This is a genomic window from Nonomuraea sediminis (genome assembly GCF_018531495.1).
Lineage (GTDB): Bacteria > Actinomycetota > Actinomycetes > Streptosporangiales > Streptosporangiaceae > Nonomuraea > Nonomuraea sediminis.
The window spans coordinates 86,086-110,562 of the sequence record NZ_JAHDTI010000001.1; the positions used below are offsets into that span (position 1 = coordinate 86,086).

The 24,477-nt window shown below is 71.8% G+C and carries 24 protein-coding genes; 18 read left to right on the forward strand and 6 right to left on the reverse strand.

What is annotated here, in order from left to right; all coding sequences use genetic code 11:
• The first annotated feature begins 8 nt into the window (after positions 1 to 8).
• Positions 9 to 1,439, forward strand: a complete 1,431-nt coding sequence (locus tag KIK09_RS00390) for a glycosyltransferase family 39 protein (RefSeq protein ID WP_214316586.1) — start codon at positions 9 to 11, stop codon at positions 1,437 to 1,439.
• Here KIK09_RS00390 and KIK09_RS00395 read toward each other — a convergent pair.
• Positions 1,432 to 2,190, reverse strand: coding sequence for an SGNH/GDSL hydrolase family protein (locus tag KIK09_RS00395; protein ID WP_250572465.1), 759 nt, complete (start codon positions 2,188 to 2,190; stop codon positions 1,432 to 1,434). The genes KIK09_RS00390 and KIK09_RS00395 overlap by 8 nt on opposite strands.
• Before the next feature lie 44 nt (positions 2,191 to 2,234).
• Between KIK09_RS00395 and KIK09_RS00400 the strand changes: the two genes are divergently transcribed.
• Positions 2,235 to 3,812, forward strand: coding sequence for a CocE/NonD family hydrolase (locus tag KIK09_RS00400; RefSeq protein ID WP_214316588.1), 1,578 nt, complete (start codon positions 2,235 to 2,237; stop codon positions 3,810 to 3,812).
• On the forward strand, positions 3,794 to 4,753 hold the full coding sequence (locus KIK09_RS00405) for a helix-turn-helix transcriptional regulator (protein ID WP_214316589.1): 960 nt from the start codon (positions 3,794 to 3,796) through the stop codon (positions 4,751 to 4,753). The genes KIK09_RS00400 and KIK09_RS00405 overlap by 19 nt, the downstream gene beginning before the upstream one ends.
• Here KIK09_RS00405 and KIK09_RS00410 read toward each other — a convergent pair.
• Positions 4,750 to 5,643: an SDR family oxidoreductase gene (locus KIK09_RS00410; RefSeq protein ID WP_214316590.1), complete on the reverse strand. Its 894-nt coding sequence runs from the start codon at positions 5,641 to 5,643 to the stop codon at positions 4,750 to 4,752. The genes KIK09_RS00405 and KIK09_RS00410 overlap by 4 nt on opposite strands.
• Before the next feature lie 78 nt (positions 5,644 to 5,721).
• Here KIK09_RS00410 and KIK09_RS00415 point away from each other — a divergent pair, with 78 nt between their 5' ends.
• The 8 genes from KIK09_RS00415 (at position 5,722) to KIK09_RS57235 (ending at position 12,545) form a co-directional block, all read left to right on the forward strand.
• The gene (locus KIK09_RS00415) at positions 5,722 to 6,270 is read left to right on the forward strand and encodes a VOC family protein (RefSeq protein WP_214316591.1); all 549 of its coding nucleotides are present in this window, start codon (positions 5,722 to 5,724) and stop codon (positions 6,268 to 6,270) included.
• Positions 6,270 to 6,896, forward strand: coding sequence for a carboxymuconolactone decarboxylase family protein (locus KIK09_RS00420; RefSeq protein WP_214316592.1), 627 nt, complete (start codon positions 6,270 to 6,272; stop codon positions 6,894 to 6,896). The genes KIK09_RS00415 and KIK09_RS00420 overlap by 1 nt, the downstream gene beginning before the upstream one ends.
• Positions 6,897 to 6,981: 85 nt before the next feature.
• A complete protein-coding gene (locus KIK09_RS00425) occupies positions 6,982 to 7,185 on the forward strand; it encodes a DUF3311 domain-containing protein (RefSeq protein ID WP_214316593.1) in 204 nt (67 codons plus the stop codon).
• Complete coding sequence (mctP, locus tag KIK09_RS00430; protein ID WP_214316594.1) at positions 7,182 to 8,807, forward strand: monocarboxylate uptake permease MctP; 1,626 nt, start codon at positions 7,182 to 7,184, stop codon at positions 8,805 to 8,807. Before KIK09_RS00425 ends, mctP (KIK09_RS00430) begins: the two co-directional genes overlap by 4 nt.
• A 111-nt stretch (positions 8,808 to 8,918) precedes the next feature.
• The gene (locus KIK09_RS00435; RefSeq protein WP_214316595.1) at positions 8,919 to 9,128 is read left to right on the forward strand and encodes a DUF3311 domain-containing protein; all 210 of its coding nucleotides are present in this window, start codon (positions 8,919 to 8,921) and stop codon (positions 9,126 to 9,128) included.
• Positions 9,125 to 10,720 carry a monocarboxylate uptake permease MctP gene (gene mctP, locus KIK09_RS00440; protein ID WP_214316596.1) on the forward strand — a complete coding sequence of 532 codons (1,596 nt, stop codon included), beginning with the start codon at positions 9,125 to 9,127 and terminating at the stop codon, positions 10,718 to 10,720. Before KIK09_RS00435 ends, mctP (KIK09_RS00440) begins: the two co-directional genes overlap by 4 nt.
• A 90-nt stretch (positions 10,721 to 10,810) precedes the next feature.
• Positions 10,811 to 11,110 carry a CATRA system-associated protein gene (locus KIK09_RS00445; protein WP_214316597.1) on the forward strand — a complete coding sequence of 100 codons (300 nt, stop codon included), beginning with the start codon at positions 10,811 to 10,813 and terminating at the stop codon, positions 11,108 to 11,110.
• The gene (locus tag KIK09_RS57235) at positions 11,103 to 12,545 is read left to right on the forward strand and encodes a CATRA conflict system CASPASE/TPR repeat-associated protein (RefSeq protein WP_250572466.1); all 1,443 of its coding nucleotides are present in this window, start codon (positions 11,103 to 11,105) and stop codon (positions 12,543 to 12,545) included. Before KIK09_RS00445 ends, KIK09_RS57235 begins: the two co-directional genes overlap by 8 nt.
• A 2,187-nt stretch (positions 12,546 to 14,732) precedes the next feature.
• Here the strand turns inward: KIK09_RS57235 and KIK09_RS00455 are convergent.
• Positions 14,733 to 15,065 carry a DUF6285 domain-containing protein gene (locus tag KIK09_RS00455; RefSeq protein WP_214316599.1) on the reverse strand — a complete coding sequence of 111 codons (333 nt, stop codon included), beginning with the start codon at positions 15,063 to 15,065 and terminating at the stop codon, positions 14,733 to 14,735.
• A 52-nt stretch (positions 15,066 to 15,117) separates the two neighbouring features.
• Here KIK09_RS00455 and KIK09_RS00460 point away from each other — a divergent pair, with 52 nt between their 5' ends.
• Positions 15,118 to 16,299 (forward strand): acyl-CoA dehydrogenase family protein, encoded by a 1,182-nt coding sequence (locus tag KIK09_RS00460; RefSeq protein WP_214316600.1) that lies wholly within the window; start codon positions 15,118 to 15,120, stop codon positions 16,297 to 16,299.
• Positions 16,296 to 17,225, forward strand: a complete 930-nt coding sequence (locus tag KIK09_RS00465; RefSeq protein WP_214316601.1) for a phosphotransferase family protein — start codon at positions 16,296 to 16,298, stop codon at positions 17,223 to 17,225. Before KIK09_RS00460 ends, KIK09_RS00465 begins: the two co-directional genes overlap by 4 nt.
• Before the next feature lie 70 nt (positions 17,226 to 17,295).
• Here the strand turns inward: KIK09_RS00465 and KIK09_RS00470 are convergent, their stop codons facing one another.
• Positions 17,296 to 17,898: a TetR/AcrR family transcriptional regulator gene (locus KIK09_RS00470; RefSeq protein ID WP_214316602.1), complete on the reverse strand. Its 603-nt coding sequence runs from the start codon at positions 17,896 to 17,898 to the stop codon at positions 17,296 to 17,298.
• Positions 17,895 to 18,299, reverse strand: coding sequence for a hypothetical protein (locus KIK09_RS00475; protein ID WP_214316603.1), 405 nt, complete (start codon positions 18,297 to 18,299; stop codon positions 17,895 to 17,897). The genes KIK09_RS00470 and KIK09_RS00475 overlap by 4 nt, the downstream gene beginning before the upstream one ends.
• Before the next feature lie 33 nt (positions 18,300 to 18,332).
• Here KIK09_RS00475 and KIK09_RS00480 point away from each other — a divergent pair, with 33 nt between their 5' ends.
• The 5 genes from KIK09_RS00480 to KIK09_RS00500 all read left to right on the forward strand — a co-directional run bounded on the left by KIK09_RS00480 (position 18,333) and on the right by KIK09_RS00500 (position 23,407).
• On the forward strand, positions 18,333 to 19,004 hold the full coding sequence (locus tag KIK09_RS00480; protein WP_214316604.1) for a class I SAM-dependent methyltransferase: 672 nt from the start codon (positions 18,333 to 18,335) through the stop codon (positions 19,002 to 19,004).
• Between the two features lie 7 nt (positions 19,005 to 19,011).
• On the forward strand, positions 19,012 to 19,440 hold the full coding sequence (locus KIK09_RS00485) for a PaaI family thioesterase (protein ID WP_250572572.1): 429 nt from the start codon (positions 19,012 to 19,014) through the stop codon (positions 19,438 to 19,440).
• A 261-nt stretch (positions 19,441 to 19,701) separates the two neighbouring features.
• The gene (locus KIK09_RS00490) at positions 19,702 to 20,727 is read left to right on the forward strand and encodes a hypothetical protein (RefSeq protein ID WP_214316606.1); all 1,026 of its coding nucleotides are present in this window, start codon (positions 19,702 to 19,704) and stop codon (positions 20,725 to 20,727) included.
• Complete coding sequence (locus tag KIK09_RS00495; RefSeq protein ID WP_214316607.1) at positions 20,724 to 22,139, forward strand: serine/threonine-protein kinase; 1,416 nt, start codon at positions 20,724 to 20,726, stop codon at positions 22,137 to 22,139. Before KIK09_RS00490 ends, KIK09_RS00495 begins: the two co-directional genes overlap by 4 nt.
• Positions 22,136 to 23,407 (forward strand): AAA family ATPase, encoded by a 1,272-nt coding sequence (locus tag KIK09_RS00500; RefSeq protein ID WP_308163861.1) that lies wholly within the window; start codon positions 22,136 to 22,138, stop codon positions 23,405 to 23,407. The genes KIK09_RS00495 and KIK09_RS00500 overlap by 4 nt, the downstream gene beginning before the upstream one ends.
• On the opposite strand, the gene KIK09_RS00505 is transcribed toward KIK09_RS00500, so the two are convergent.
• Entirely contained in the window at positions 23,404 to 24,336 is a 933-nt protein-coding gene (locus KIK09_RS00505) for a GNAT family N-acetyltransferase (protein ID WP_214316608.1), read from the reverse strand. The two genes, KIK09_RS00500 and KIK09_RS00505, sit on opposite strands and share 4 nt — an antisense overlap.
• Positions 24,337 to 24,477 lie beyond the last annotated feature (141 nt).

Genomic DNA, 24,477 nt, shown 5'->3' on the forward strand with positions numbered 1-24,477 from the left:
GGGCAATCATGAAGCTGCCCTTCGCGTGGCGCTCCGTCACGTTGATCGCGGTACTGCTGTTAGCCGTCCTGCTCGTGCTCAGCGCCGGGTACGGCTACCACAGGGACGAGCTCTACTTCCGGGTCCTGGCGGACCATCCGGCCTGGGGATACGTGGACCAGCCGCCCTTCACGCCGATGGTGGCCAAGCTGTCGCTCGCGCTGTTCGGCGACACCGTCACCGCCCTGCGGATCTTCCCTGCGCTGGCATCGGCCGTCCTGGTCGTGCTGGCCGCGCTGATCACGCGCGAGCTGGGCGGGACCGGCGCGGCGCAGATCCTGTCGGCGCTGGGCACGGCGATGGCCGCCTACCCGCTGGTGGCCGGGCACATCCTGCTGACGCTCAGCTTCGACATGCCGCTGTGGGCGGCGGCGATCCTGTTCATGCTCAGGGCGCTGCTGCGCGACCAGCCGCGCTGGTGGCTCGCCGCGGGCCTGGCGGTCGGGGTGGCCACCTACAACAAGCAGCTCATCGTGATGCTGCTGATCGGGCTGCTCGGCGGGTTGCTGATCGCCGGGCCGCGGCGGGTGCTGGCCAGTCCCTGGTTGTGGGCGGGCGCGGCGATCGCGGCGGTGCTGACCGTACCGAACGTGCTGTACCAGGTCACCCATGACTGGCCGCAGCTGAAGATGGCGGCGGCGCTCAGCGAGGACAAGGGCGCTGATTTCCGCACGTTCTTCGTGCCGTTCCAGTTCATCCTGTTCGGGGTGGTCGCGGCGATCATCGGGATCTTCGGGTGGCTGCGGCTGTGGCGCGATCGCCGGGTGCGGGCGCTGGCCGTCGCCTACCCGGTGACGGCCGTGGTGACGGTGGCCAGCGGCGGGCGCTACGACTACACGGCCGGGCTGATCCTGCTGCTGTTCGCCGCGGGCTGCGTCGGCGCGGCCGCCCGTCCGCGGCTGGCGTCCGTGGCGCTGGTGGTCAACGGGCTGGGCAACGCGGTGGTCGCCCTGCCGCTCATCCCCGTGGCGCAGCTGGCCGCGACGCCCGTGCCCGCGATCAACGAGACGGCGCGCGAGCAGGTCGGCTGGCCGAGCTTCGCCGCCACCGTCGCCGGGGTGCTGCACGCGCTGCCGCCCGCCGACCAGGCCAAGGCCGCGATCCTGGTCGGCAACTACGGCGAGTACGGCATGCTCGACAAGGCCGGGCTCCCCCGCGTCTACAGCGGGCACAACCAGCTCTACGAGTACGGCCCGCCGCCCGAGACCGCCGACGTGGCCGTCGTCATGAACGTCGACCGCGGCGCGGCGCTGGCCCAGTTCGACACCTGCGAGCTCAAGGCACGCGTGGACAACGGGGTCGACGTCGACAACGAGGAGCAGGGCCTGGAGGTCTACCTCTGCCGGGGGCACAAGCAGCCGTGGGCGACCGCCTGGCCCCGCTGGCAGCACTTCAGCTGAGCGGCGTGAGCTCCGGCCGCTTGGCCTGGACGCCGTCGCCGGAGGAGGTGCCGTGCAGCCGCCTGCTGATCCACGGCCACAGCGCGTCCTTGGCCCAGCGCAGGTCCTGCCTGCGGGCGTCGCTCCACACCGGCGGCCTGCGGGCCGGGTACGGCTCGCGCCAGTCCTGCTCGACGGGCACGCCGAGCACCTCGGCCGCGCACAGCGCCACCCGGCGGTGCCCGTCGGGGCTGAGGTGCAGCCGGTCGGCGAACCAGGCGCGCGGGTCGCGGAAGATCGTCATCGGCCACAGGTCCACGAGCACCGCGTCGTGGCGCCGGGCGATGTCGTGGATGTGCAGGTTGTACAGCTCGATCTTGTGTGCCGCCAGCCGCATCACCGGCACGTGCCTGAGGTCGAACCCGGTGAACAGCAGCACCCGGGCGCCCGCCTCGGTCAGCGTCCGCACCGCCTGGTCCAGCCTGCGCGCCACGATCGCGGGCCCGCTGCCGGGCCGCAGGATGTCGTTGCCTCCCGCGCACAGTGACACCAGATCCGGCTTCAGCTCGACCGCCCGCGGTACCTGCTCCGAGGCGATCTCGTCGATCAGCTTGCCGCGCACCGCGAGATTGGCGTATCGGAGGCCGGGCTGATCGGCCTGGATGTGCTCGGCGAGCCGGTCGGCCCACCCCCTGAAGCCGACGTCGGCCGGGTCCTCGAGTCCCTCCGTGAAACTGTCCCCTAGGGCGACATACGACGTGATTCGTCCCATGACCGGATAGTTTGCCATAAAAGTGTTTTGCTTTACTGGTCAGTATGCGGGTGCGGGTGGACAGGGACCTGGCGGTCCCGGTGGGCGACGGGGTGCGGTTGCTGGCGGATCACTACGCCCCGGTGGGCGTGCAGGGGGCTCCGGTCATCCTGATCCGCTCGCCGTACGGCAGGCGCGGGCTGTTCGGGTGGGTGTACGGGCGGGGCTTCGCCAGGCGCGGGTTCCAGGTGCTGATCCAGAGCTGCCGGGGCGGGTTCGGGTCGGGCGGGTCGCTGGATCCGCTGGGCGACGAGCGCGACGACGGGCTGGCCACGGTGGCCTGGATGCGCGAGCAGAGCTGGTACGGCGGGTCGTTCGCGATGTTCGGCCCCTCCTACCTCGGCTACACGCAGTGGGCGATCGCGGCCGAGGCGGGCCAGGAGCTGAAGGCGATGGCCACGCAGATCACCGCCTCCCAGTTCCGCGACGCGGCCTACGTGGGCGGGGCGTTCGCGCTTGAGTCGGCGCTGAGCTGGACCACGCTGACCGACGGGCTGTCACGCCGCTTCGGCGGCACGGCGCCGCTGATCGCGCCGCGGCTGACCCGCAAGGCGGTGCTGTCGGGCCGGCCGGTGGCCGAGATGGACCTGGTCACCGCCGGCCGGCCGCTGCGCTTCTACCAGGATCTGATCGATCACCACGCCGAGCCGGCCGACTGGTGGGACCGGCGCGACTTCTCGCCGCGGGTGGGCGAGGTGAGCGCGGCCGTGACCATGCTGGGCGGCTGGTACGACGTCTTCCTGCCCTGGCAGCTGAAGGACTACGTGGCGATGCGGGCGGCCGGGCGGCAGCCGTACCTGACGATCGGGCCGTGGTACCACGTGGACGCCCGGCACGGGCGGCCGTCCATGCGCGAGTCGCTGGCCTGGTTCCGCGCGCACCTGCTCGGCGACGACTCGGGGCTGCGGGCCGACCCGGTGCGGCTGTACGTGACGGGCGCCGGGGAGTGGCGGGACTACCCGGACTGGCCGGTGCCGGGGATGTCGCCCGAGCGGTGGCACCTGCACGACGGGTTCGGGCTGGGCCTGGCGGAGCCGAAGCTGTCGGAGCCCGACTCCTTCAGGTACCACCCCGGCCATCCCACGCCGGTGATCGGCGGGCCGGTGCTGCTGGCCGACTCGCGGCCGCGCGACCAGCGGCGGCTGGAGGCCCGCAGGGACGTGCTGGTCTACAGTTCGCCAGCGCTGGAGTCGGACGTGGAGATGATCGGCCCGGTGAGCGCGGAGATCTTCGTGCGGTCCAGCCGCCCCTACCTGGACGTGGTCGTGCGGGTGTGCGACGTGCATCCCGACGGGCGCTCGTTCAACGTGTGCGAGGGCGTGCGCCGGCTGACGCCTTCGCCGGAGTCGGGAGACGTCAGGAAGGTGGAGGTGGATCTGTGGCCGATCGGGCACCGGTTCGGGCGCGACCACCGGATCCGGGTGCACGTGGCGGCCGGGGCGTATCCCACGATCGCCCGCAACCCGGGCACCGGTGACCCTCTCGGCAACGGCGGTCCGATGGTGACCAACGACGTCGAGGTCTTCCACTCCCCCGAGCATCCCTCCGCCGTGGTGCTGCCGCGATGCGCGCCGCCCGTTTGATGTCGCTGCTCCTGCTGCTGCAGGGGCGCGGCGGGATGACGGCGGCCGAACTGGCCAAGGAGCTGGAGGTCTCCGAGCGGACGGTGCACCGCGACGTGCTCGCGCTGTCGGAGGCGGGTATCCCCGTCTACGCCGACCGCGGGCGCGGCGGCGGGTACCGGCTGCTGGACGGCTACCGGACGCGGCTGACCGGGCTGGACCGGGCCGAGGCCGAGGCGCTGTTCCTGTCAGGCGTGCCGGGGGCGCTGCGCGAGATGGGGTTGCAGGAGGTCGCGGCCACGGCCAGGCTCAAGGCCGCCGCGGCCCTGTCACCCGGCCTGCGCGACGCGCCCGCGACCGCCGCGCAGCGCTTCCACCTGGACGCGCCCGGCTGGTTCGCCGGGGAGAAGCCGCCTCCCGACGCGCTGGCGCCGCTGGCCCGCGCGGTGTGGAACGACCGCAGGGTCGCCACCGTCTACAAGGACCGGCTGCGCGTGCTCGACCCCTACGGCCTGGTGCTGAAGGCGGGCGCCTGGTACCTCGCGGCTCTGGCGCCGAGCGCGCGGGCCGGGGGCGGAGGTTTCCTGATCTTCCGGGTCGACCGCTTCGCCTCGGCCGAGGTGCTGGAGGAGTCCTTCGACCGGGACCTCGACTTCTACCTGGCGGCGTTCTGGGCCGAGCAGTCGGCGGGCTTCTCCCGCTCCCTGCTCAGGACCCGGATCACGCTGCGCCTCACCGAACGCGGCGTGCGCCTGCTCCGCTTTGTCGCCGACCCCGCCGCCCTCGACGACGCGCTGGCCTCACTCCAGCCTGACGGCACGGTCCAGCTCGGCGTCGAGGGCGTCAACGTCGCCTTCTCCCAGGTCCTCCGCTTCGGCCCGGAGGCCGAGGTGCTCGACCCGCCGGAACTGCGGGAGATGATCCGCGACGCCGCGGCACGCATGTCCGCGCTGTACGGCTAGCGGTACTCCTCCGGGTCGACGTCCTTGCCCGGCTCGCGGACCTCGGTGATGTAGCCCCAGACGTCGGGCCGGCTGCCGTCCACGTCGGTGAAGCCGTAGACCTTGGCCAGGGCGCCGCTGTCGACCGACTTGCCGTTCCAGCGCTGCTTGTCCGCGTCCTGGGCCACGGCGGCGACCGCGCGGCCGACGTAGGCGGGGGTCTCCGACACCGCCCAGCTGGGCTCGTGGACGATGCCGTCGCGCCAGGTCTCCTCGGTGACGCGGAAGTTCTCCAGCATCGCCTCCGACCGCAGGAAGCCGGGCGTGATCGCCACCGCCGTGCAGCCGTGCTTGGCCAGGTCCTGCGCCTGCCCGAAGGCCAGCCGGTTCACCGAGACCTTGGCCAGGTCGTAGAAGGGCGAGACGCGGTAGCGGGTGGCGTTGTAGTCGGTGGTGCCGTCGGTCACCTCGACCACCAGCCCGCCCGGGTTGCGGATCAGCAGCTTCAGCGCGTGGTGGCTGGTGATCATGTGCGTGTCGATCGCGAGCCGCAGCAGCCGCAGCCCGTTGTCCAGGTCGTGCTCCCAGATCGGGGTGTCCCACTGGAAGAGGTGGTCGCCGCCCCAGATGTCGTTGACCAGGACGTCGAGCCGTCCCTGTTCCTTGTCGATCCGCTCGACCAGGGCCTTGACCTGGCCGGAGTCCAGGTGGTCGACCTGGACGGGGATGCCCTTCCCGCCCGCGGCCGTCACCAGGTCGGCGGTCTCCTCGATCGTCTCCGACCTGTTCATCTCCGAGCGCCGCTCGCGCGTCGACCGTCCGGTGCAGTACACCGTTGCGCCGATCGCGCCCAGCTGGACCGCGATGCCCCGTCCCGTGCCGCGGGTCGCGCCCGCCACCAAAGCAATCATGAGCATGATGCTTTCCCGGAAAGAGGACATCTCATGTCATGTTTTTCGCGGGAAGCCTGTGATAAGTAGTTGGTTACTATGAACAGCGAATTCGAGCTCCGCGGCGTCAACCACCTCGCGCTGGTCTGCTCGGACATGAAGCAGACCGTGGACTTCTACTCCGGCGTCCTCGGGATGCCGCTGATCAAGACGATCGAGCTGCCGATGGGCTGGGGGCAGCACTTCTTCTTCGACTGCGGGGGCGGCAACGCGCTGGCGTTCTTCTGGTTCCCCGACGCTCCCGAGGCGGTCCCCGGGGTGTCGGCGCCGAAGAACCTGCCCGACAGGGGCGAGCTGCTGTCGGCGGTGGGCTCGATGAACCACATCGCCTTCGACGTGCCGCCGGAGAAGATCGAGGAGTACCGCGACAAGCTGATCGCCAAGGGCGTGGACGTGGGCGTGCTGCTCAACCACGACGACAGCGAGTTCGGCGTGGCGCCGAAGCTGCACGACGGGGTGTTCGTGCGCTCGATCTACTTCAAGGATCCCGACGGGATCCTGATCGAGTTCGCCTGCTGGCTGCGCGAGCTCGACCGTCCCGAGGACGTGCGGCACGAACCCAGGACCGCCGCCGATCGGACGGTCTGATGCCGCGGCTGCGCCAGGTCCCCCGCGAGGAGGTGACCGATCCGCTGACCGCGTTCTTCTACGACCAGTTTCTGACCGCCGACGGGACCACGAAGACCGGCTCGCCCGGCGACTGGTGGCGGGTCTTCGCGCTCGATCCGAAGATCTTCCGGCACTGCGTCCAGGGCTTCCAGCTCTACCGCGAGTCGTCCCTCGACCCGGTGCTGCGCGAGCTCGGTCAGACCCGGGCGGGCTGGGCGCGGCAGTCGCAGTTCGTCTTCTCCCAGCACTGCAAGCAGCTGCGGGCCCTCGGCGTGTCCGAGGAGAAGATCGAGGCGGTCGCGCACTGGCAGGTCAGCGACCGGTTCGACGAACTGGAGCGCGCCGTGCTCGCCTACACCGACGGCCTGGTGCTGGACGGCGGGCGGGTGCACGACGAGGTGTTCGCGGTGCTCGAACGGCACCTGACGGACGAGCACCTTCTCGAGCTGACCTACGTCACCTGCCTCTACGAGATGCACGCCACGATGGTGCGCGCGCTGCGGCTGGAGTTCGACGACCGGCCCGACCCGATCGTGGAGGTCCCCGCTCCCGAGGGGTACGGCACGCGCGACATCGCCGACGAGTTGACCGTTCGTCGCGAGTAGCCGACCACTCGGCGATCGGTGACCCGAACGCGATATTCGCGTCCTTAGAGTGCGGGCACTGTGACGCTCCCATAAGGAGACCGCCGTGCCCGATGATAAGCGCGACCGCAGCCCCTGGTACTGGCTGCTGCTCGTCCCCATCGTCATCCCCCTCCTTCCGTTCCTGTACAACTCCGACTCTCCTCGCCTGCTCGGCTTCCCGCTGTTCTACTGGCTCCAGATCGCCTTCATCGCGCTCGGGGTCGGCACGACCGCGCTGGTCTACCAGATGACCAAGAGGCGGCCATGAGCGAGCACATCACCGAGATCGTCATCTTCACCGTGCTGTTCCTCGTCGTCAGCGGCATGGGCTTCGTGGCGGCCCGCTGGCGCAGGCCGGGCACGCTGGCCAGCCTCGACGAGTGGGGCCTGGGCGGGCGCAACTTCGGCTCCTGGATCACCTGGTTCCTCATCGGCGGCGATCTGTACACCGCCTACACATTCGTGGCGGTGCCCGCGCTGCTGTTCGGCGCGGGAGCGGCGGGCTTCTTCGCCGTGCCGTACACGGTGATCACCTACCCGCTGGTCTTCCTCATCATGATCAGGCTGTGGTCGGTGTCGCACGTGCACAACCTGGTCACGCCGGCCGACTTCGTCCGGGTGCGCTTCGGCTCGCCGACGCTGGCGCTGCTGGTGGCGATCACCGGCATCGTGGCCACGATGCCCTACATCGCGCTGCAGCTGGTCGGCATCTCCTCCGTGCTGAAGGCGATGGGCTTCACCGGCGGCGGCCTGGCGGCCGACCTGCCGCTGATCATCGCGTTCGTGATCCTGGCGGCCTACACCTACCAGTCGGGGCTGCGGGCACCCGCGCTGATCGCGTTCGTCAAGGACGTGCTCATCTACCTGGTGATCGTGGTCGCGATCATCTACATCCCGGCCAGGCTGGGCGGCTGGGGCAGCATCTTCGACGCGGCGGCGGCGAAGTTCGCCAAGACCCCGAACCCTGCCGACGGCACCCTGCTCGGCCCCAACAACCAGCTGCAGTACGTGACCCTGGCGCTGGGCTCGGCGCTGGCGCTGTTCATGTATCCGCACAGCGTCACCGGCGTGCTGGCCTCGCGCAACCGCAACGTGATCAAGCGGAACATGTCGGCGCTGCCCGCCTACAGCCTGCTGCTCGCGCTCATCGCGCTGCTCGGCTACATGGCCATCGCGGCCAAGGTGGTGCCGCTGCCGGGCACGAACGGGCTGCCCGACGGCAACACGGCGGTGCCGCTGCTGTTCGACAAGATGTTCCCCGACTGGTTCACCGGCATCGCCTACGCCGCCGTCGGCATCGGCGCGCTGGTCCCCGCGGCGATCATGTCGATCGCGGCGGCGAACCTGTTCACCCGCAACATCTACCGCGAGTACATCAACCGTGACGCCACCGAGGCGCAGGAGGCGGGCGTCAGCAAGGTCACCTCGCTGGTCGTCAAGGTGGGCGCGGTGCTGTTCGTCCTGGCCATCGACCCGCAGTTCTCCATCGACCTGCAGCTCATCGGCGGTGTGATCATCCTGCAGACGCTGCCGTCGGTGGCGATCGGGCTGTTCACCCGCTGGTTCCACCGCGGCGGTCTGATCGCCGGGTGGGTTGCGGGCATGGGCTCGGGCCTGTGGATGCTGTACACGGTCGAGAACCCGGCCACCAAGCACCCGCACTTCGGCGGGTCGGCGTTCTCGCTGTCCAAGCTGGGCCTCGACACCAAGATGACGATCTACGCCGGGTTCCTGGCCCTGCTCGTCAACCTGGTCGTGGCGATTCTCGGCACGATCATCGCCAAGGCCGTCAAGGCGCCCGACGGGCCGGACGCCACGCAGCCCGGCCACTTCACCGCCGACGAGGGCGACCCACGGGTCAAGGATCTCGACCTGACCGCGTCAACATGATTTACTCCAAACCGTAATACTGCTGTCATCGGGGTTATAACCCCGGCAAAGCTAATCTCCATGACAGAGACCAGCCGAAAGTGGCTGGTCTCTGTCATATGGAGGTTATTCATGACGACCCGGGACCCCGGGCAGCCACGTAGCGACCGCAGCCCGTGGAACTGGCTGCTGATCGTGCCGATCGTGCTCCCGCTGTGCACGTTCCTGTTCAACGCCGACCAGCCACGCCTGGCGGGCTTCCCGCTGTTCTACTGGCTGCAGATCGCCTTCATCGCGGTCGGCGTGGCCGCCACGACGATCGTGTACAGGATGACCAAATGAGCGTGAACGTCACCGAGGTCGTCGTCTTCGGCGCGCTGTTCCTGCTGGTCAGCGTGATGGGGTTCGTGGCCGCGCGCTGGCGGCGGCCTTCCAACATCGAGAGCCTGCACGAGTGGGGCCTGGGCGGCCGTAATTTCGGCTCCTGGATCACCTGGTTCCTGGTCGGCGGTGACCTGTACACGGCCTACACGTTCGTGGCCGTGCCCGCGCTGGTGTTCGCCTCCGGCGCGATCGGGTTCTACGCCCTGCCGTACACGGTGGTGGTGTATCCGCTGGTGTTCCTGGTGCTGGCGCGGATGTGGTCGGTGTCGCACGTGCACGGCTTCGTCACGCCGGCCGACTTCGTCCGGGCCAGGTTCGGCTCGCCGACGCTGGCGCTGCTGATCGCGATCACCGGGCTGGTGGCCACGATGCCGTACATCGCGCTGCAGCTGGTGGGCATCGAGTCGGTGCTGAAGGCGATGGGGATCACCGGGCACCTGCCGATCGTCATCGCGTTCGCGATCCTGGCGGCCTACACCTACCAGTCGGGGCTGCGGGCGCCGGCGCTGATCGCGTTCGTCAAGGACTCGCTGATCTACATCGTGATCCTGGCGGCCGTCATCTACATCCCGGCCAAGCTGGGCGGCTGGAGCTCGATCTTCGACGCCGCGGCGGCCAAGTTCGCCAAGACCCCGGCGCCGGCCGACGGGATCCTGCTCAACGCCAACAACCAGCTGCAGTACATCACCCTGGCGCTGGGCTCGGCGATGGCGCTGTTCCTGTACCCGCACAGCCTGACCGGCGTGCTGGCCTCCAAGAACCGCGGCGTCATCAAGCGGAACATGGCGGCGCTGCCCGCCTACAGCTTCCTGCTCGGCCTGATCGCGCTGCTGGGCTACATGGCCATCGCGGCCAAGACGCCCATGGTGGGCACGGACAAGAACACGATCGTCCCGATGCTGTTCCACCAGATGTTCCCCGACTGGTTCGCGGGCGTGGCCTACGCCGCGGTGGGCATCGGCGCGCTGGTGCCCGCGGCGATCATGTCGATCGCGGCGGCGAACCTGTTCACCCGCAACATCTACCGCGAGTACATCCGCAAGGACGCCACCGACGCCCAGGAGGCCAAGGTCTCCAAGCTGGTGTCGCTGGTGGTCAAGGTGGGCGCGGTGCTGTGCATCCTCCTGCTCGACCCGCAGTTCTCGATCGACCTGCAGCTGATCGGCGGCGTGATCATCCTGCAGACGCTGCCGTCGGTGGCGCTCGGCCTGTACACGCGGTGGTTCCACAAGGGCGGCCTGATCGCCGGTTGGGCGTTCGGCCTGGCGGCGGGGACCTGGATGCTGTACCAGATCCCGAACCCGGCCAACGGCAAGCTGCACTTCGGCGGCTCGGCGTTCCCCCTCGGCAACCTGGGCTTCGACACCAAGATGACGATCTACGCCGGGTTCCTGGCGCTGATCGTCAACCTGGTCGTGGCGGTGCTCGGCACGCTGCTGTTCAAGGCGCTGAAGGTGGCCGACGGCCAGGACGCCACCACGAGTGGCGACTACGTCGCCGACGAGGGCGACCCCGGGGTCAAGGACCTGGACCTGGCCGGCTCCCACTAGCGGGGTCCGGCTCCACGAGGCCCGCCTCCGTCCACGGGGGCGGGCCTCGGCGTCTGTCGCCGCGCTCCCTGCCCTCCTACGATGGCGGCCATGGAGCGCGCGAGGGTGGCGGAGGTCCTGCGGCAGGTCGCGCAGTGGCAGCTGACGGAGGGGCGCTGGGTCCGGGTCGACAGGGCGCTGTCCGCCGTCGAACAGACGCTGAGCTCTGGCGCCGAGGACGCGATCGCGCCCGCCGTACACGATCTGGAGCTGGCGGGGCCGCTGCGGATCAGGACCAGGGTGGGCGACCCGCCGCGGGTGCCCGCGCCGCCCGAGACCAGGGAGCGGTTGAACAAGCTCGTCCTCGAGCTGGCGGAGCAGCCCGCCGAGGACCGCGACGCTGATGGATGACCGCGCCCTGGTCGTCCACCTGTACGTGGCCGCGCGGCGGGAGGGCGTCGCGGAGCGGCTCGGCGAGCTGTGGCGGCGGCTCGGCGACGAGCTGGGGCTCACCTGGTCGATCCCGGAGATCGCGCCGTACGAGCTGCGCCTGGACGCCCGGGGCGGCGGTGAGGCACTGGCGGCCCGCCAGACGAGGTCGCGCGCCGAGGGCGTCTTCCAGGCGGTCGTGCGGCGCAGGCACGACCTGCTGGTGCTGTCGGTGGCGCTGGCGCCGTCCGGCGGGCAGGACGGCTGGGCGGAGCTGGAGCAGCGGTGGGCGCGGGTGGCCAGTGACACGGCGGAGTGGGCGCTCGGCGAGGCCCGGCTGCTCACCGGGGTGCTCCCCGAGCCGGAGCGCGGGCTCGTCATGGGCGGGCACACGGCGGTCTGGGAGGACGCGGGACCCGACGGCGGGTTCCTGCGCAGGATCCACGCGGTGGCCGTCGCGGGCAGGCAGGACGAGTCCGATGCCTGGCTGTGGTCGCGCGGGGACGAACGGCTGCCGCCGTTCGCGGTGCACCTGTCGCACGCGGCCAAGGTCCGCCACCAGTCGCGGTTACGGGAGGACAGCCCCTACGACGAGTTGCTCGAGCGGGCGGAGGAGTTGCTGCGGGCGCGCGCCGCCGCGGGTCCGGCGGATCCGGCCGACGGGCTCGCCGAGCTGCGCCGCCGGCTCGCCGGGCTGCTGGCGGGGCCCGGCGGGCTGACCCAGATGGCGACGCGGCTGCGGGAGATGGAGCGCACGGCGCGGATCGCGGCTTCGAACATGCGCCTGACGGCGGCTGACGTGGCGGAGGGCCCCGGGCTGGTGGCGCGGGACGTGGCGCTGGCCGACTGGCTGGCGGAGCAGCTGTGCGACGACGTGCTCTACCTGGACGCGGCCCGGGAGCGGGCACGTGACGGGCTGACCGAGGCGACGATGGCGGCCGAGGAGGCGGTGCAGGACCGGCGCGAGCGGCTGCAGCGCCGCCAGGAGGCGGCCCAGCGGCGGCGTGAACGGATCGATCTGCTGCAGACGGCCGTGCTGGGGTCGGTGCTGATGGTGCTGGCGGCGATCCAGGCGTTCGGCTACCGGGTGCCGCTGCCCGCGCCCATCACGCCCGCGGTGATCGGGTTGCTGGGGTCGCTGGCGCTGCTGCTGGCGACGGTGACGCTGTGGTCGGCGCGTGACGAGGGCCGCCTCGCCGGGGTGGCGCTGCGGGTGTTCGCCGGGCTGGCGGTGGCCTGGGTGGGCTGCTCGGTGGCGGTCCAGCTGCTGTCCGGTACGGCGGCGCCGCCCTGGCTGACGGTGACGCTCGCCATACCGTCAGCGGCGGCGGGCCGGTACTGGGCGACGGTCTCCTCGCGGTCCTTCTCGTCGCCCGAGCGTTCCCACCTTTCCGCCAGTGCGCGCGCCAGGTGGTAGCGCGTCACCGACTGCAGGGGGTCGCCCTCCGCGACGCCTTCCACCGCGTCCCGCTGCAGCCGGATCGCCCTGTCGAGCTGCCTGCCCTTGCCCGTGAGGGTGTACTGAACGGTCAGCGTCAGGCCGAGCTGGCCGGCGGCCCTCGACCTGGCGGGGTCGCCGGGCGGCAGCTCCTTGATCGCCTCCTGCAGCAGCGTGATCGCCTCGTCGAGTCGCTCCGTCTCCTCCAGCCGGCGCCGGGTGGCGAACTCCTCCACGGGCGGCTCACCCGTCGCCCCGTCGAGCAGCCAGCTCATGACCGCCAGGCGCTCCTGGTCCGTCAGCTCGATCTCGTCCGAGCCGAAGGACCGCTGGATCAGGGCGATGGCCAGCCCGGAGCCCGCCCGGTGGACCACCGCGGTCCCCGGCGGCGCCGTCCGCTTGGCCTCGCGCATGACCTCGACGGCCTCGTCCAGCGCCGCGAGGGTGCCGACGCCGAGCAGCGCCCTGCCGAGGTTGATCAGAATCAGGTGCCGCTGGAAGTGCTCGCGGGGCGACAGCTCGAGCGCCTCGCGGAACAGGGTGATCGACTCGTCGAGCGCGCTGCGCTGCTCGGTCCTGTTGTGGCGCATGAACAGCCCGGTGGCCAGCGAGGACAGCCACGCGCCGCGATGCGGGTGCGCGGGCGGGGCCAGCGCGACGCACTCGCGCATGACCGCGAGCGAATCGTCCAGGTCGGCGAGGGAGCCGGTCGCCTCATGCCTGCGGAACAGGGCGTTGCCCAGGTTGGCCAGGTAGAGCGGGCGATACTGGTCGTCCCGCGGGGTGATGGCGACGGCCGCGCGATGCCTGTCGATCGCCTCGTCCAGTTCGGGCAGGCCGCCCCATCTCTCGTGCGCGCCGAACAGCGCCGAGGCCAGGCCCGTCAACGCCCTGGCCCGCTCCTGCCGCTCCTCCGGGATCTGCTCCAGCGCCCGCCGGTAGACGGCGATGGCGTCCTTCAGCACGTCGTCGCCGCCGACCAGGGTGTGCTTCAGCACCAGCCCGTTGCCGAGGTTGGTCAGGTAGAGACCGCGATCCGGGTGGGTGGGCGGCGCGGCGTCGACGGCCTGCCTCAGCACGTCGACCATCTCGTCGACGCCGTCGAGGTCCTTGGTCCACTCGATGCGCTGGCCGAGCATCCGGCCGAGATTGGTGAGCAGCCCCGCCCTGTCCGCTTTCCCCGAGGCGGCGGACAGTGCGTCGCGCATCATGGCGATGGCGCCGTCGACCTCCTCAAGCTTGCCCGACTGTATGGCCTGGGCCACGACGGCGCTGCCCAGGTCGCTGAGGACGGCGCCGCGCAGCTCGACCCCGGTGTCGCCGCGCTGCTGCATATCTCTCATGACCTGGCGCAGCATCGCGAGCTGCTCGGCGTCGAAGGGGGGCAGGTCGCCGTACAGCTGCACGCCCGCGATCAGGTGGATCTCCCTGCGCATGGGCTCGGGCACGCCGGACAGGCCCGCGCGCACGGTCTCGATCGCCCGCCGGAGCTCCTCTTCGACGCCGGGCTCGTCGCGCACCAGCTGGAGGGCGGCCACCAGTTTGGCGACGCGGAACAACCGGTAGTGGTCGCCCGCGGTGGTCGCCGCCACGACCGTACGTAACGTGGCCGCGTGTTCGCGCAGGTCGGCGATGTCGCCGTCACGGATGTAACGGAGCTTGTAGCCATCCGCCCGGTTGCTGAGGGCGAGGGTGGCGTTCGCGTCGTCGCCCGACAGCATCTCCGCCGCCTGCCCGAGCAGCTCGATCCCCTCGTCGAGGTGCTCGGAGGGGCCGCCTGCGCGGAAGTCGTTCAGGCGGGCGATGCCCGCGCTGATCCTGACCCGGCCCGCCGCCGGGTGGCTCGGCGGGGCCGTGCCCAGCGCCCTGCTCAGGAGGGTCAGCGCCTCCTCCAGGTAGGGACGGTGGCCCGTGAGGTCGAAGCTCTGCGACAGCGTGTCGCTCAGGTCCGCGAGGCGTTCCGGGTACTGCTGATCGTCCTCCGACGTCAGCGCGACGGCTTTGCGCATGGCGGCCGTCGCCTTCTCCATCTCCTTCAGTTCGCCCGTCTGGCTGAATCTGGCGATGTGCAGCATGGCCGATCGCGTCAGGACGTCGGCTCTGAACCCGCGCAAGTTCATGAGCACATCGTGCGCCTCCCGGCTTGCAGGACGCCTGAGTACTCCCCTACTCGACATAGCCGGGATTGGCGACCTCCAGCTTGGCCCTGACGCTCTGGCGGAGCACGTCGACCAGGGCCGAGTCGTCGAATCTGCCATCCCTGATGGCGGCGGCCAGTTCGGCGTCGTCGGCCACGCCCAGCTCCGCCAGCCGTACCCGGTGGTCGCGGGCCTGGCCAGGGCCGAGCTCGATCTCCCGCTCGACCATGCCGAGCACGTTGATCGCCACGCGGGTGTGGAAGCGGACCCGGCCCTCGACCGCGGGCAGCACGTCGGCGGTGAGGAAGTCGCGGACCGCGGCGACGAGCTGGGCGGCCGTGGGGACGTCGTGCGGCGACATAAGGGACCCCTTATCCGTTGACCGGGCAACGATTTTCCGCTGAGATCCTTTCATGAGCTTCGCCGTGCCCGACAGCGTCCGCCCGGTCCGGGATGCCGTCTACCAGTTCATGACCGAACGGGTGGAGCCCGCGGAACCGGCCCTGCACGCCGGCGACGTGGCGACCCTGGACGAGCTGCGGCGGGAGGCCAGGAAGGAGGGCCTGTGGGCGCTCGGCCACCCGAGGGAGCTGGGTGGCGGCGGCCTGCCGTTCCTCGACTACGTCTACGTCAACGAGGTCCAGGGGCGCAGCGAGTTCGGCCAGATCGCGCTGGGCACGTACACGCTGCAGGACTCGCTGATGCTGCACGAGAACGCCTCCCCCGAGCAGCGCGAGCGGTACCTGGAGCCGCTGGTGCGCGGCGACATCTCGCCGAGCTTCGCGATGACCGAGCCGGAGATCTCCTCCAGCGACCCCACCCAGATCAGGACCGCGGCGGTCCTCGACGGGGACGAATGGGTGATCAACGGGCACAAGTGGTTCACCACGGGCGCCTCCCGGGCCGCCTACACCACCGTGATGTGCCGCACCGAACAGGACGCCCCGCCGCACCTGGCGTTCTCGATGATCCTGGTGCCGACCGACACGCCGGGTTACACCATCGTGCGCGAGACGCCGGTGCTCGGCCTGGACGGCGCGCACTGCGAGGTCCGCTACGAGGACGTGCGGGTGCCCGCCTCGAACCTGCTCGGCGAGCGCGGCCACGGCTTCGTCATCGCGCAGAAGCGGCTCGGGCCCGGGCGCATCTTCCACTGCATGCGCTGGCTCGGCCAGGCGCAGCGCGCCTTCGACCTGATGTGCCGCCGCCTGCACGAGCGGACCGCGTTCGGCGAGCCGCTGGCCAGGAAACAGCTCATGCGGCAGCACGTGTTCGACTCCTACACCGAGATCCAGGCCGCTCGGCTGCTCACGCTCAACGCCGCCGAGGCGATCGACGCCGGGTCCGAGGCGCGGGTCGAGATCGGGGCGATCAAGGTGGTGGGCGCGCGCATGCTGCACAACGTGATCGACCGCGCGATCCAGGTGTACGGCGCGGCGGGCCTGACCCCCGACACGCCGCTCGACCGGATGTACCGGCACGCCCGCGCGGGCCGGATCTACGACGGGCCCGACGAGGTGCACATCGACTCCGTGGGCCGCCGCGTCCTGGGCGCCTACTCCGCCGGCGGCAACTGGGAGTTCGGCCTGCGATGACGGTCGAGGAGATCGTACGGCAGGCCCTCGGCCCCGCCACCGAGGTCACGTCCAAGGTCCGGCTGCCCGGCGGCGCCTCGCGCGAGACGTGGTCGGTGGACGCTGTCGCGGACGGCGTCGTCCACGAGCTCGTCCTGCGGCTCGACTCGCCGGGCGCGGCGCTGGAGGCGGGCAGCGGGCTGGCCGCCGAGGCGCGGCTGATGCGGGCGGCGGAGCAGGCGGGCGTTCCCGTGCCGCGGATCGTGGCGGCGGCCGAGCCGTACATCCTCATGCAGCGCGTGGCCGGGGAGACGATCCCGCGCAAGATCCTGCGCGACGAGGCCTACCGGCAGGCCCGGCCGCGGCTGGCGGCGCAGTGCGGGCGGGCGCTGGCCGCGATCCACCGGATGCCGCTGGACGCGGTCGCGCAGGACGCGCCCCAGGACCCCCTGGCCCAGTGGCGGGACGTGCTGGACGCGCTTGGCGAGCCGCACCCGGTGTTCGAGTGGGCCTTCCGCAGGCTCGCGCGCACCAGGCCCGCGACGGCCCGGACGACCGTCGTGCACGGCGACTTCCGCAACGGCAACCTCATCGTCGGGCCCGACGGCGTCAGGGCCGTGCTCGACTGGGAGCTCGCCCACGCGGGAGACCCCATCGAGGACCTCGGCTGGCTGTGCGTGAAGGCCTGGCGCTTCGGCGAGCAGCCGCCCGTGGGCGGGTTCGGCGGCTACGACGAGCTGGTCGAGGCCTACGAGAAGGCCGGCGGGCAGCCCGTCGACCGCGACGCGCTGCGCTGGTGGGAGACGTTCGGCGTGCTCAAGTGGGGGATCATCTGCGTCATGCAGACCATGCGGCACCTGCGCGGCGGCGCCCGCTCGGTGGAGCTGGCCGCGATCGGACGGCGCGTGTGCGAGAACGAGTGGGACCTGCTCGGCCTGCTTGAGTAGGGGGTTACTCCGGCCGCGCGACTTCGACTGGAACGTCAGCGGCACCAACCCATCGGCACCGTCGGCGCGATCATCGCGTTGGTCTGGGTACGGCCCGCCGTACGGGATCCATGGCGGCGACGATGACGTCGACCAGGCCCTCGACCACCTCGCCCCGGTCGACCTCGGGGTGGTCGAGCCACCAGTCGCCGGTCGTCTGGACCATGCCGACGAAGGCGTGGCCGAGCACCTGCGCGCGCACCGGGTCGGGCACCACCCGCTCGGCCGCGAACACCGCGCCCAGCTCCTCGCCCAGGCTGCGGACCAGGGATGTCATGTGCGAGCGGATCCGGGTGTCCTCGGCGCTGGCCCGGTGGAACAGGAACCGGTACAGGTTCAGGTTGGCGGAGATCAGGTCGAGGTAGACCGCGATCGTCAGCCGGGCGCGCACGCGCAGGTCGGCGCCCGGCTCGCTGAAGGCAGGCCGCAGCTGCGCGATGACCGTGCGCACGTGGCGGTCGGCCAGCGCCTGGTACAGGCCGCTCTTGTCGCCGAAGTGGCGGTAGAGGATGGGCTTGGTGATGCCCGCCTCGGCCGCGATCGCCGCCATCGACACCTCTGGCCCGTCGCGCATGATCGCCCGGTCGGCTGCGTCAAGCAGCGACCTGCGACGATCGGGATCGCGTCCGCTCACCCGCCAAGAATAGTGCGCAGCCGCCCCGGCAGCAGTGCGGAGAACACCAGTACGAAGCCGATCACCCCGTACAGGCCGCCCACGCCCGCCAGCGTGCCGGCGGGCTCGCCCGGCAGCGCCCCTACCTGCGGTAACCGGGCGGCCAGGCCCGCGGCGTAGTCGGGCACGAGGGTGAACAGCGCGCCCGCCATGGCCAGCGGCAGCCCGCACGCCAGCGCGGCCACGGGCGACAGCGACACCACGGTGACGATCGCGGCGGCGCCCGCCAGGCACGCCAGCCCGGCCGTGCCGGGATCGAAGGCCGTGTAGGCCACGCGCAGGGCTCGGGCGCCCGCCTCGGTCAGGTAGTACACCAGCGGCAGCGCAACCAGGCCGGCGGCGGTTCCGATCAGATGGCGCACCCCGTCATCATCCCCCGGAGTTACCGTCGAGGCATGACGATCACACCGAACAGCGGCACAGGACCGGGATCCATCACCCCCGACGGCTCCCCCGTCGAGTTCTACACGCTGCTCAAGCCGGAGGGCGAGGCCGAGCTGATCGCCCAGGTGGTGCCGATCGGCGGCACCGTCCTGGAGATCGGCGCGGGAGTCGGCCGCGTCACCCACCGGCTGGTGGAACTGGGCTTCGAGGTGGTCGCCGTGGACGAGTCCGCCGAGATGCTGGCGCACATCCAAGGCGCGCGGACCGTGCACGCCCGCGCCCAGGACCTGCGGCTCGATCGCCGCTTCGACGCGGTCACGCTGGCCTCCCAGCTGGTCAACACCGACGCGGCCGGCGACCTGCTGGCCGCCGCCGCGCGCCATCTCAAGCCGGGCGGCGCGCTGCTGATCCAGTGGATGCCCGCGGAGCGGCACGACGCGTGGCGGCCGGGCCAGGGCCGCACCAAGGACGGCCTCACGATCGAACTGGCCGACGTGCGGGAGGTCTCGCCGGGGCTCTTCCACGCCACCATGCGTTACCGGCACGGCGAGGACGAGTGGACCCAGTCGTTCTCCTCCAGGCGGCTCACCGACGAGCAGCTCGAGGCGGAGCTGGCCGAGGCCGGGCTGCGGCTGGTGCGCTTCCTCAACGAGGAGCGCACCTGGGTACTGGCCGTACTGTAGGCGTGTGATGGCCGGTATCGACTTCTTGCTCGGGATCCAGGACGGCACGGTGCCGCTGTCCAACCACATGCGCCACCTCGGGTTGCGGCTCAGCCTCGTCACGCCTGGCCGGGTGGAGCTCACCTGGGAGCCGGGCCCCGCCCTGCTCAACCGCTCCGGCGTCGTCCACGGCGGCTACATCGCCGGGGCGCTGGACGACGCCTGCAGCATGGCCGGTGGCAGCGCCGCCGACCGGCCCACGCTGCACCTGACGATGAACCTCAACGTCGACTACATCCGCCCGCTGCGCCCCGGCACGATCTACACGGTCACGGGGACTCTCACCCACCGCGGCAACACCCGCCTCCTGGCCCACGCCACGATCACCTCCCCCGACACCACCCTCCACGCCCAAGCCACCGCATCTCTTACTCCGAGCCGCTCTCCTGCTGTTTAGGTTTCCTGCTCTTGTACGGCGGGCCGGCTCTCTGGAGTCTCCTGTACGGCGAGCCGACCCGGCGCCTGGGCGGACCCGGCGGGCTTCCACGACGGGGACGGCGGCACGTGATGCGGCGGGCTTCCACGACGGGCGCGCGTTCGCGGGCGCGGCGGGCTTTCGCACCGGGGGCGGTGGCGGCGGCTCGCCGGACATGCGACGGAGCCGCACAGGTGCAAGCTAGGCTGAGCTCCTTCAGCACGAGGGTGGAGGGGGCGCCGGGTGGATCGGCTGGCCGCGCTGCGGGGGACGACCCCGCCAAGACCACACGATGCCCGGGCGATCGCGGCGCTGGCCGCCAACCCCGGCTGCACCCGGCGGGCGCTCATGGACGGGGCGGGCATCGACAAGTCGTCCACGGCCCGGCACCTGGGCTTCGCGCCGCCCTTCGGCCAGTCGCCTTTCGCGATCGCGCGAAGCAACGCCTTCGAGGCACAGGTCAGGGGCTCGCTGGCGGAGCTGCTCGGATCCGTGCTCGGACTCGCCGACGTCGCCTACGAGGACCTGCGCGGCGCCTGCCCGCCCAGCGCGCACGACCAGGACGACCCGCCCACGCTCTACGACCACCCCGGCCTGACGCTGCCGATCGCCGGGGAGTCGACGGCTCTGGAGCCGTCGGTGCCGGTGCTGTCGTACGGCGGGCGGTGCCACGTCGTGGTGGTCAAGTCGTTCGCGGTGATCGACGGGCAGGCCGACCCCGCCGCCGTGGCGGCCGCGGCCAGGCAGGGCGCCGTCTACGCGCTCGCGTTGCAGGCCTGCGACCTGCGGGTGGCCGACGACATGGTGCTCGTCTGCCCGGAGAACTTCGCCAACCGCCCCGTCGCGACGCTCGTGGACGTGCGGCGGCAGCTCGCGGTGCTGCGGCGTCAGCTCGGCCGTATGGCGTCCCTCGACTCGCTGGCCGCCACGCTCCCGCCGGAGGTCACCTTCGACCTGCGGCCCGACGCCTCCGGCGAGCCCACCCGCCCGGCCGCGGACCTGGCGGCGGACCTCGGTCACGCCCCTGCCCGCTACGCGCCCGAGTGCCTGTCGACGTGCGACCTGTGCTACTTCTGCCGCGACGAGGCCCGCCAGGCCGGGGCCTCGGACCAGCTCGGCAGGCCCGTGCGCGACGCGCTCGGCGGCGTGGCCACGGTCGGTGAGGCCCTCGCGCTCGCCGACGGCACCCTGGACCCGGCGCCTGGCCAGGAGGAGATCGCCCGCCTGCTGCGCGAGGCCGCCCGCCTGCGCACGGAGTGCCTCACGTGAGCGTGCTGGCGGCGCTGGCGCGGTTGCGGGCCATGGCGGCGGGGATCGGGCAGCCGCTGGTGACCGTACGGCACTGTCATGTGGCGGCGCGGCCGCTGGTGTTCGTGCCGCTGAAGCTGTCCGGCGAGGCCGCCGCGCCGCTCGGCGCCATGGTGGGCACCGACAGGGACGACCCGCGGCTGCTCGTCGTGCCGCAGCCGCGCAACCGGGACCACCGGTTCGGGTGGGCCGCCGAGCTGGCCGAGATCGTCGTGCCGTACGTCGAGGGGTTCGCGAAGGACACCGAGACCGTCGAGCGGAAGAACGCCGACCCGTACGAGCGGGCGCTGGACGCGCCGCAGCTGGTGCTGCCGAACCGGGCGGGCGTCGCGTTCACCGCGCTGCTCGGCCGCTCGACGCGCTTCCGCAGGCCCGACGGGCCCTACCCGGTGGATCCGCGGGTGCCGGTGCTGGGCAGGTGGCTGACATACTTCGCCGAGCGGGCCGCCTACCCGGGCTCGTCGCTCACGCTGGCCGTGACCGAGGAGCTGTCACGCCACTGGGCGACCGGCCAGAGCGCGCTCGAGGACGCCAACCTGGCCGCGCTGCTCGCCTGGATCACCACCGGCCCCGACCCCGGCGCCGAGGACCCGGCGATCTGGCCGCCCGCGGGACCGGCCACCGACCCCGGGTTCGACGCCCGCGTGCTGGCCCCGGCGATCGACGGCCAGGACGAGGCCAGGATCGCCGCCGCGCTCAGCACCCAGCTCGAGCCCACCTGGCGCCTGGTCTGGCAGGCGCTCGACCTGCTGCGGGACCTGACGCCCGGCGCGAGCGTGGCGCAGCGCTGGGAGCACGACCGCGCCTCGTTCAGCGGCATGGCCGCCCAGCTGGCCGAGGGCGCTCCCCCGCAGGCCCGGCGCGACGGCGCGGTCGCCGCCGCCGCCCGGCTGGCCCGCATGGAGCGCGCCCAGGCCGGCTACGACGTCCAGCGCGCCTACGACGACCCGCTCGTCATGGCCGAGTACCGGCTGTCCGGCGAGGCGTTCGCGGGCGAGGTGGTCTCCTGCGACCCGGCCAACGCCGAGGGCCGCAAGCTGCGCCCGCTGGTCGTGATCAAAACCGACGATCCGGTACGGCTGGCGCCGGGCGCCTCCCTCGGCACACCGCAGCGGCGCGGCCAGGGAGCCCAGCTCGTCTCGGCCGAGGACGGCCTGGTGACCGTGAAGATCGTGAAGGGCATGGGCCGCGGCAAGACGGCGGCACCCGGCTCCGTTCCTGAGGCCGGCGAGCGGGTCTGCTACACGAGCCTGACCGACGACTTCCAGGGCTCCCCCGCGCTGCCGGAGGCCGAGCTCACCCCGTGGACCCACGGCGGTCCCCCGCCGGCGTACGAGCCCAGCGACGCGGACGCCAGGGAGGACTGGTCGTGACGCCCGAAGAGGTGATCCAGGCGGTCCTGGACGACCTGCCGCGGCATCGCGGGGTGGTGGTCGACTCCCCTCCGGGCGCGGGCAAGTCGACGCTGGTCGTGCGGGCGGCCGCGCACCTGGCAGCGACCGGCGAGCCACTGATGATCGTGGCGCAGACGAACGAGCAGGTCGACGACCTGGTCGTGCGGATCGTGGACAAGCACCCCCACCTCACCGTGGGACGGCTGTCGGCGAGCGGGTACGAGGCGCCGCAGCGGCTGCTCGACCTGCCGGGCGTGACGATCGGCAGCCGCGTGCAGGACCTGGGCGAGCAGGACGTCGTCATCGCCACGTCCGACAAGTGGGCCTGGGTGGCCGATCGCCGCTGGCCGTGGGCGATCGTGGACGAGGCCTACCAGATGCGCTCGGACAAGCTGCTGCGCATCGCCGGCCTGTTCGAGCGGGCCCTGTTCGTCGGCGATCCCGGCCAGCTCGACCCGTTCTCGATCGTGGAGGGCGGGCGCTGGTCGGGGCTGTCGTGGGATCCGCTGCAGAGCGCCGTCTCGGTGCTGCTGCGGCACAACCCCGACCTGCCGGTGCACCGGCTGCCGGTGTCATGGCGGCTGCCCGCCTCCGCGGCCCCGGTCGTCTCGCGCGCCTTCTACCCGTTCACCGGCTTCCGCTCGGGGACCGGGCCCGGCGATCGGAGCCTGGAACTGGCCGGGGCGGGCGACGGGAGCGTGCACGACCGGGCGCTCGAGGAGGCGGCGCGTTCCGGGTGGGCGCTGCTAGAACTGCCCGAACGGCACACGGTCCGCACCGACGCGGAAGCCGTGCAGGCCGTGGCGCTGCTCGGTGAGAGGCTGCTGCGGCGCGGCGCCGTGGCGACTTCGGAGCAGGGCGAGCGGCCCGTCACCGCGGACCGGATCGCGGTGGGCGCGGCGCACCGCGACCAGGTGGCGGCGATCCGCGCGGCCGGGCTGCCGCCCGAGATCACCGTGGACACGGCCAACCGGCTGCAGGGCCGGGAGTACGACGTGACGATCGTGCTCCACCCGCTCTCGGGCCGCAGGGACGCCACGGCCTTCCACTTGGAGTCGGGGCGGCTGTGCGTGCTGGCGTCCCGGCACCGGCACGCCTGCGTGGTGGTCGCCAGAGCCGGCATCGCCGAACTCCTCGACGCCCACCCCTCGGCCGAGCCGGTGTCGCTCGGGGTGCCGATCAAGTTCCCCGACGGCTGGGAGGCCAACCAGTCCATCCTCGCCCACCTGTCGGCCCACCGCGTCTAGAGGCGGCGGCGCCAGACGTCGATCACCAGGACCGGGCGCATCCCCGCCGAGGTGTACAGGCCGAGGGCCGGGGTGGTGTTGTTGGAGTCGACGTGCAGGATCGTGCCCTTCCTGCCGCGGGCCGCGTCCTGGGCGAAGGCGTGGCGCAGCAGGAAGCGGCCGAGCCCGTGCCCGCGGAACTCCGGCCGTACGGCGAGCGTGGCCACGTAGCCGCAGTTCTCGTCGGGCAGGAACATGTTCGTGCACTGCACCATCGCCGCCGGCTCGCCGTCGACGCGGGCCAGGGTGAGCTGGGACCAGTCGTTGACGCTCTGCGCCTGCCTGCGCTCGTACCAGTGGTCGTAGTCGACCTTCACGAACCCGAAGTGCTCGGCGAAGCCCTCCTGGTGCACGGCGTGCGCCTCGCGCCTGACCTCGTCGGTCTCGCCCGTGTGCAGGCTCACCCCCGGCGGTGGCGCGGGTGCCTCGACCGGGCCGTCGAAGTCGACGCGCATCCGGTGGAAGTTGGTGGCGGCCTCGAACCCGTGCTCGGCGGCGGTGGCCCGCTTGCCGTCGTCGTCGCGGTAGATGCCGATGTCGGCCGTGGCGTGCGCGTGTCCCGCCTCGGCGGCCAGCTCCTTGGCGCGTTCCAGCGCCAGCCGCCACAGCTCGTCCTTCACCCCGTCGACGCCCGGCCGGACGATGACCTCGACGTCGACGTTCTCGCTGTCACCCTTGCGGAAGGCCCAGGCCCAGCCCACCAGCCGGCCGTCCGGTTCGTGCCAGAGCCAGGCGTCCTTGTCCAGGTCGAATCCCGGCTCGACCAGCTCGTCCGCCACGTCCTGCGGGGTCATGTCGGGCGCGCCGATGACCGAGGTGTCATAGGCCGAGATGAGCTCGTAGATGGCGGCGGCGTCCTCGGCCCGCGGCCGGCTGATCCCTTGATGCATGCCAGGCATTCTGCACGCCCACCGCCCTCCGAAGCACCGCATTTTTCGCGTCCCGCCTTCTTCGTGACGGCGGGTCATGCGCATCGCCGGAGGAGCGTCTCCCTGGACGGGGCCCGGCCGGAGTGCGGCGGGTGGCGGTGG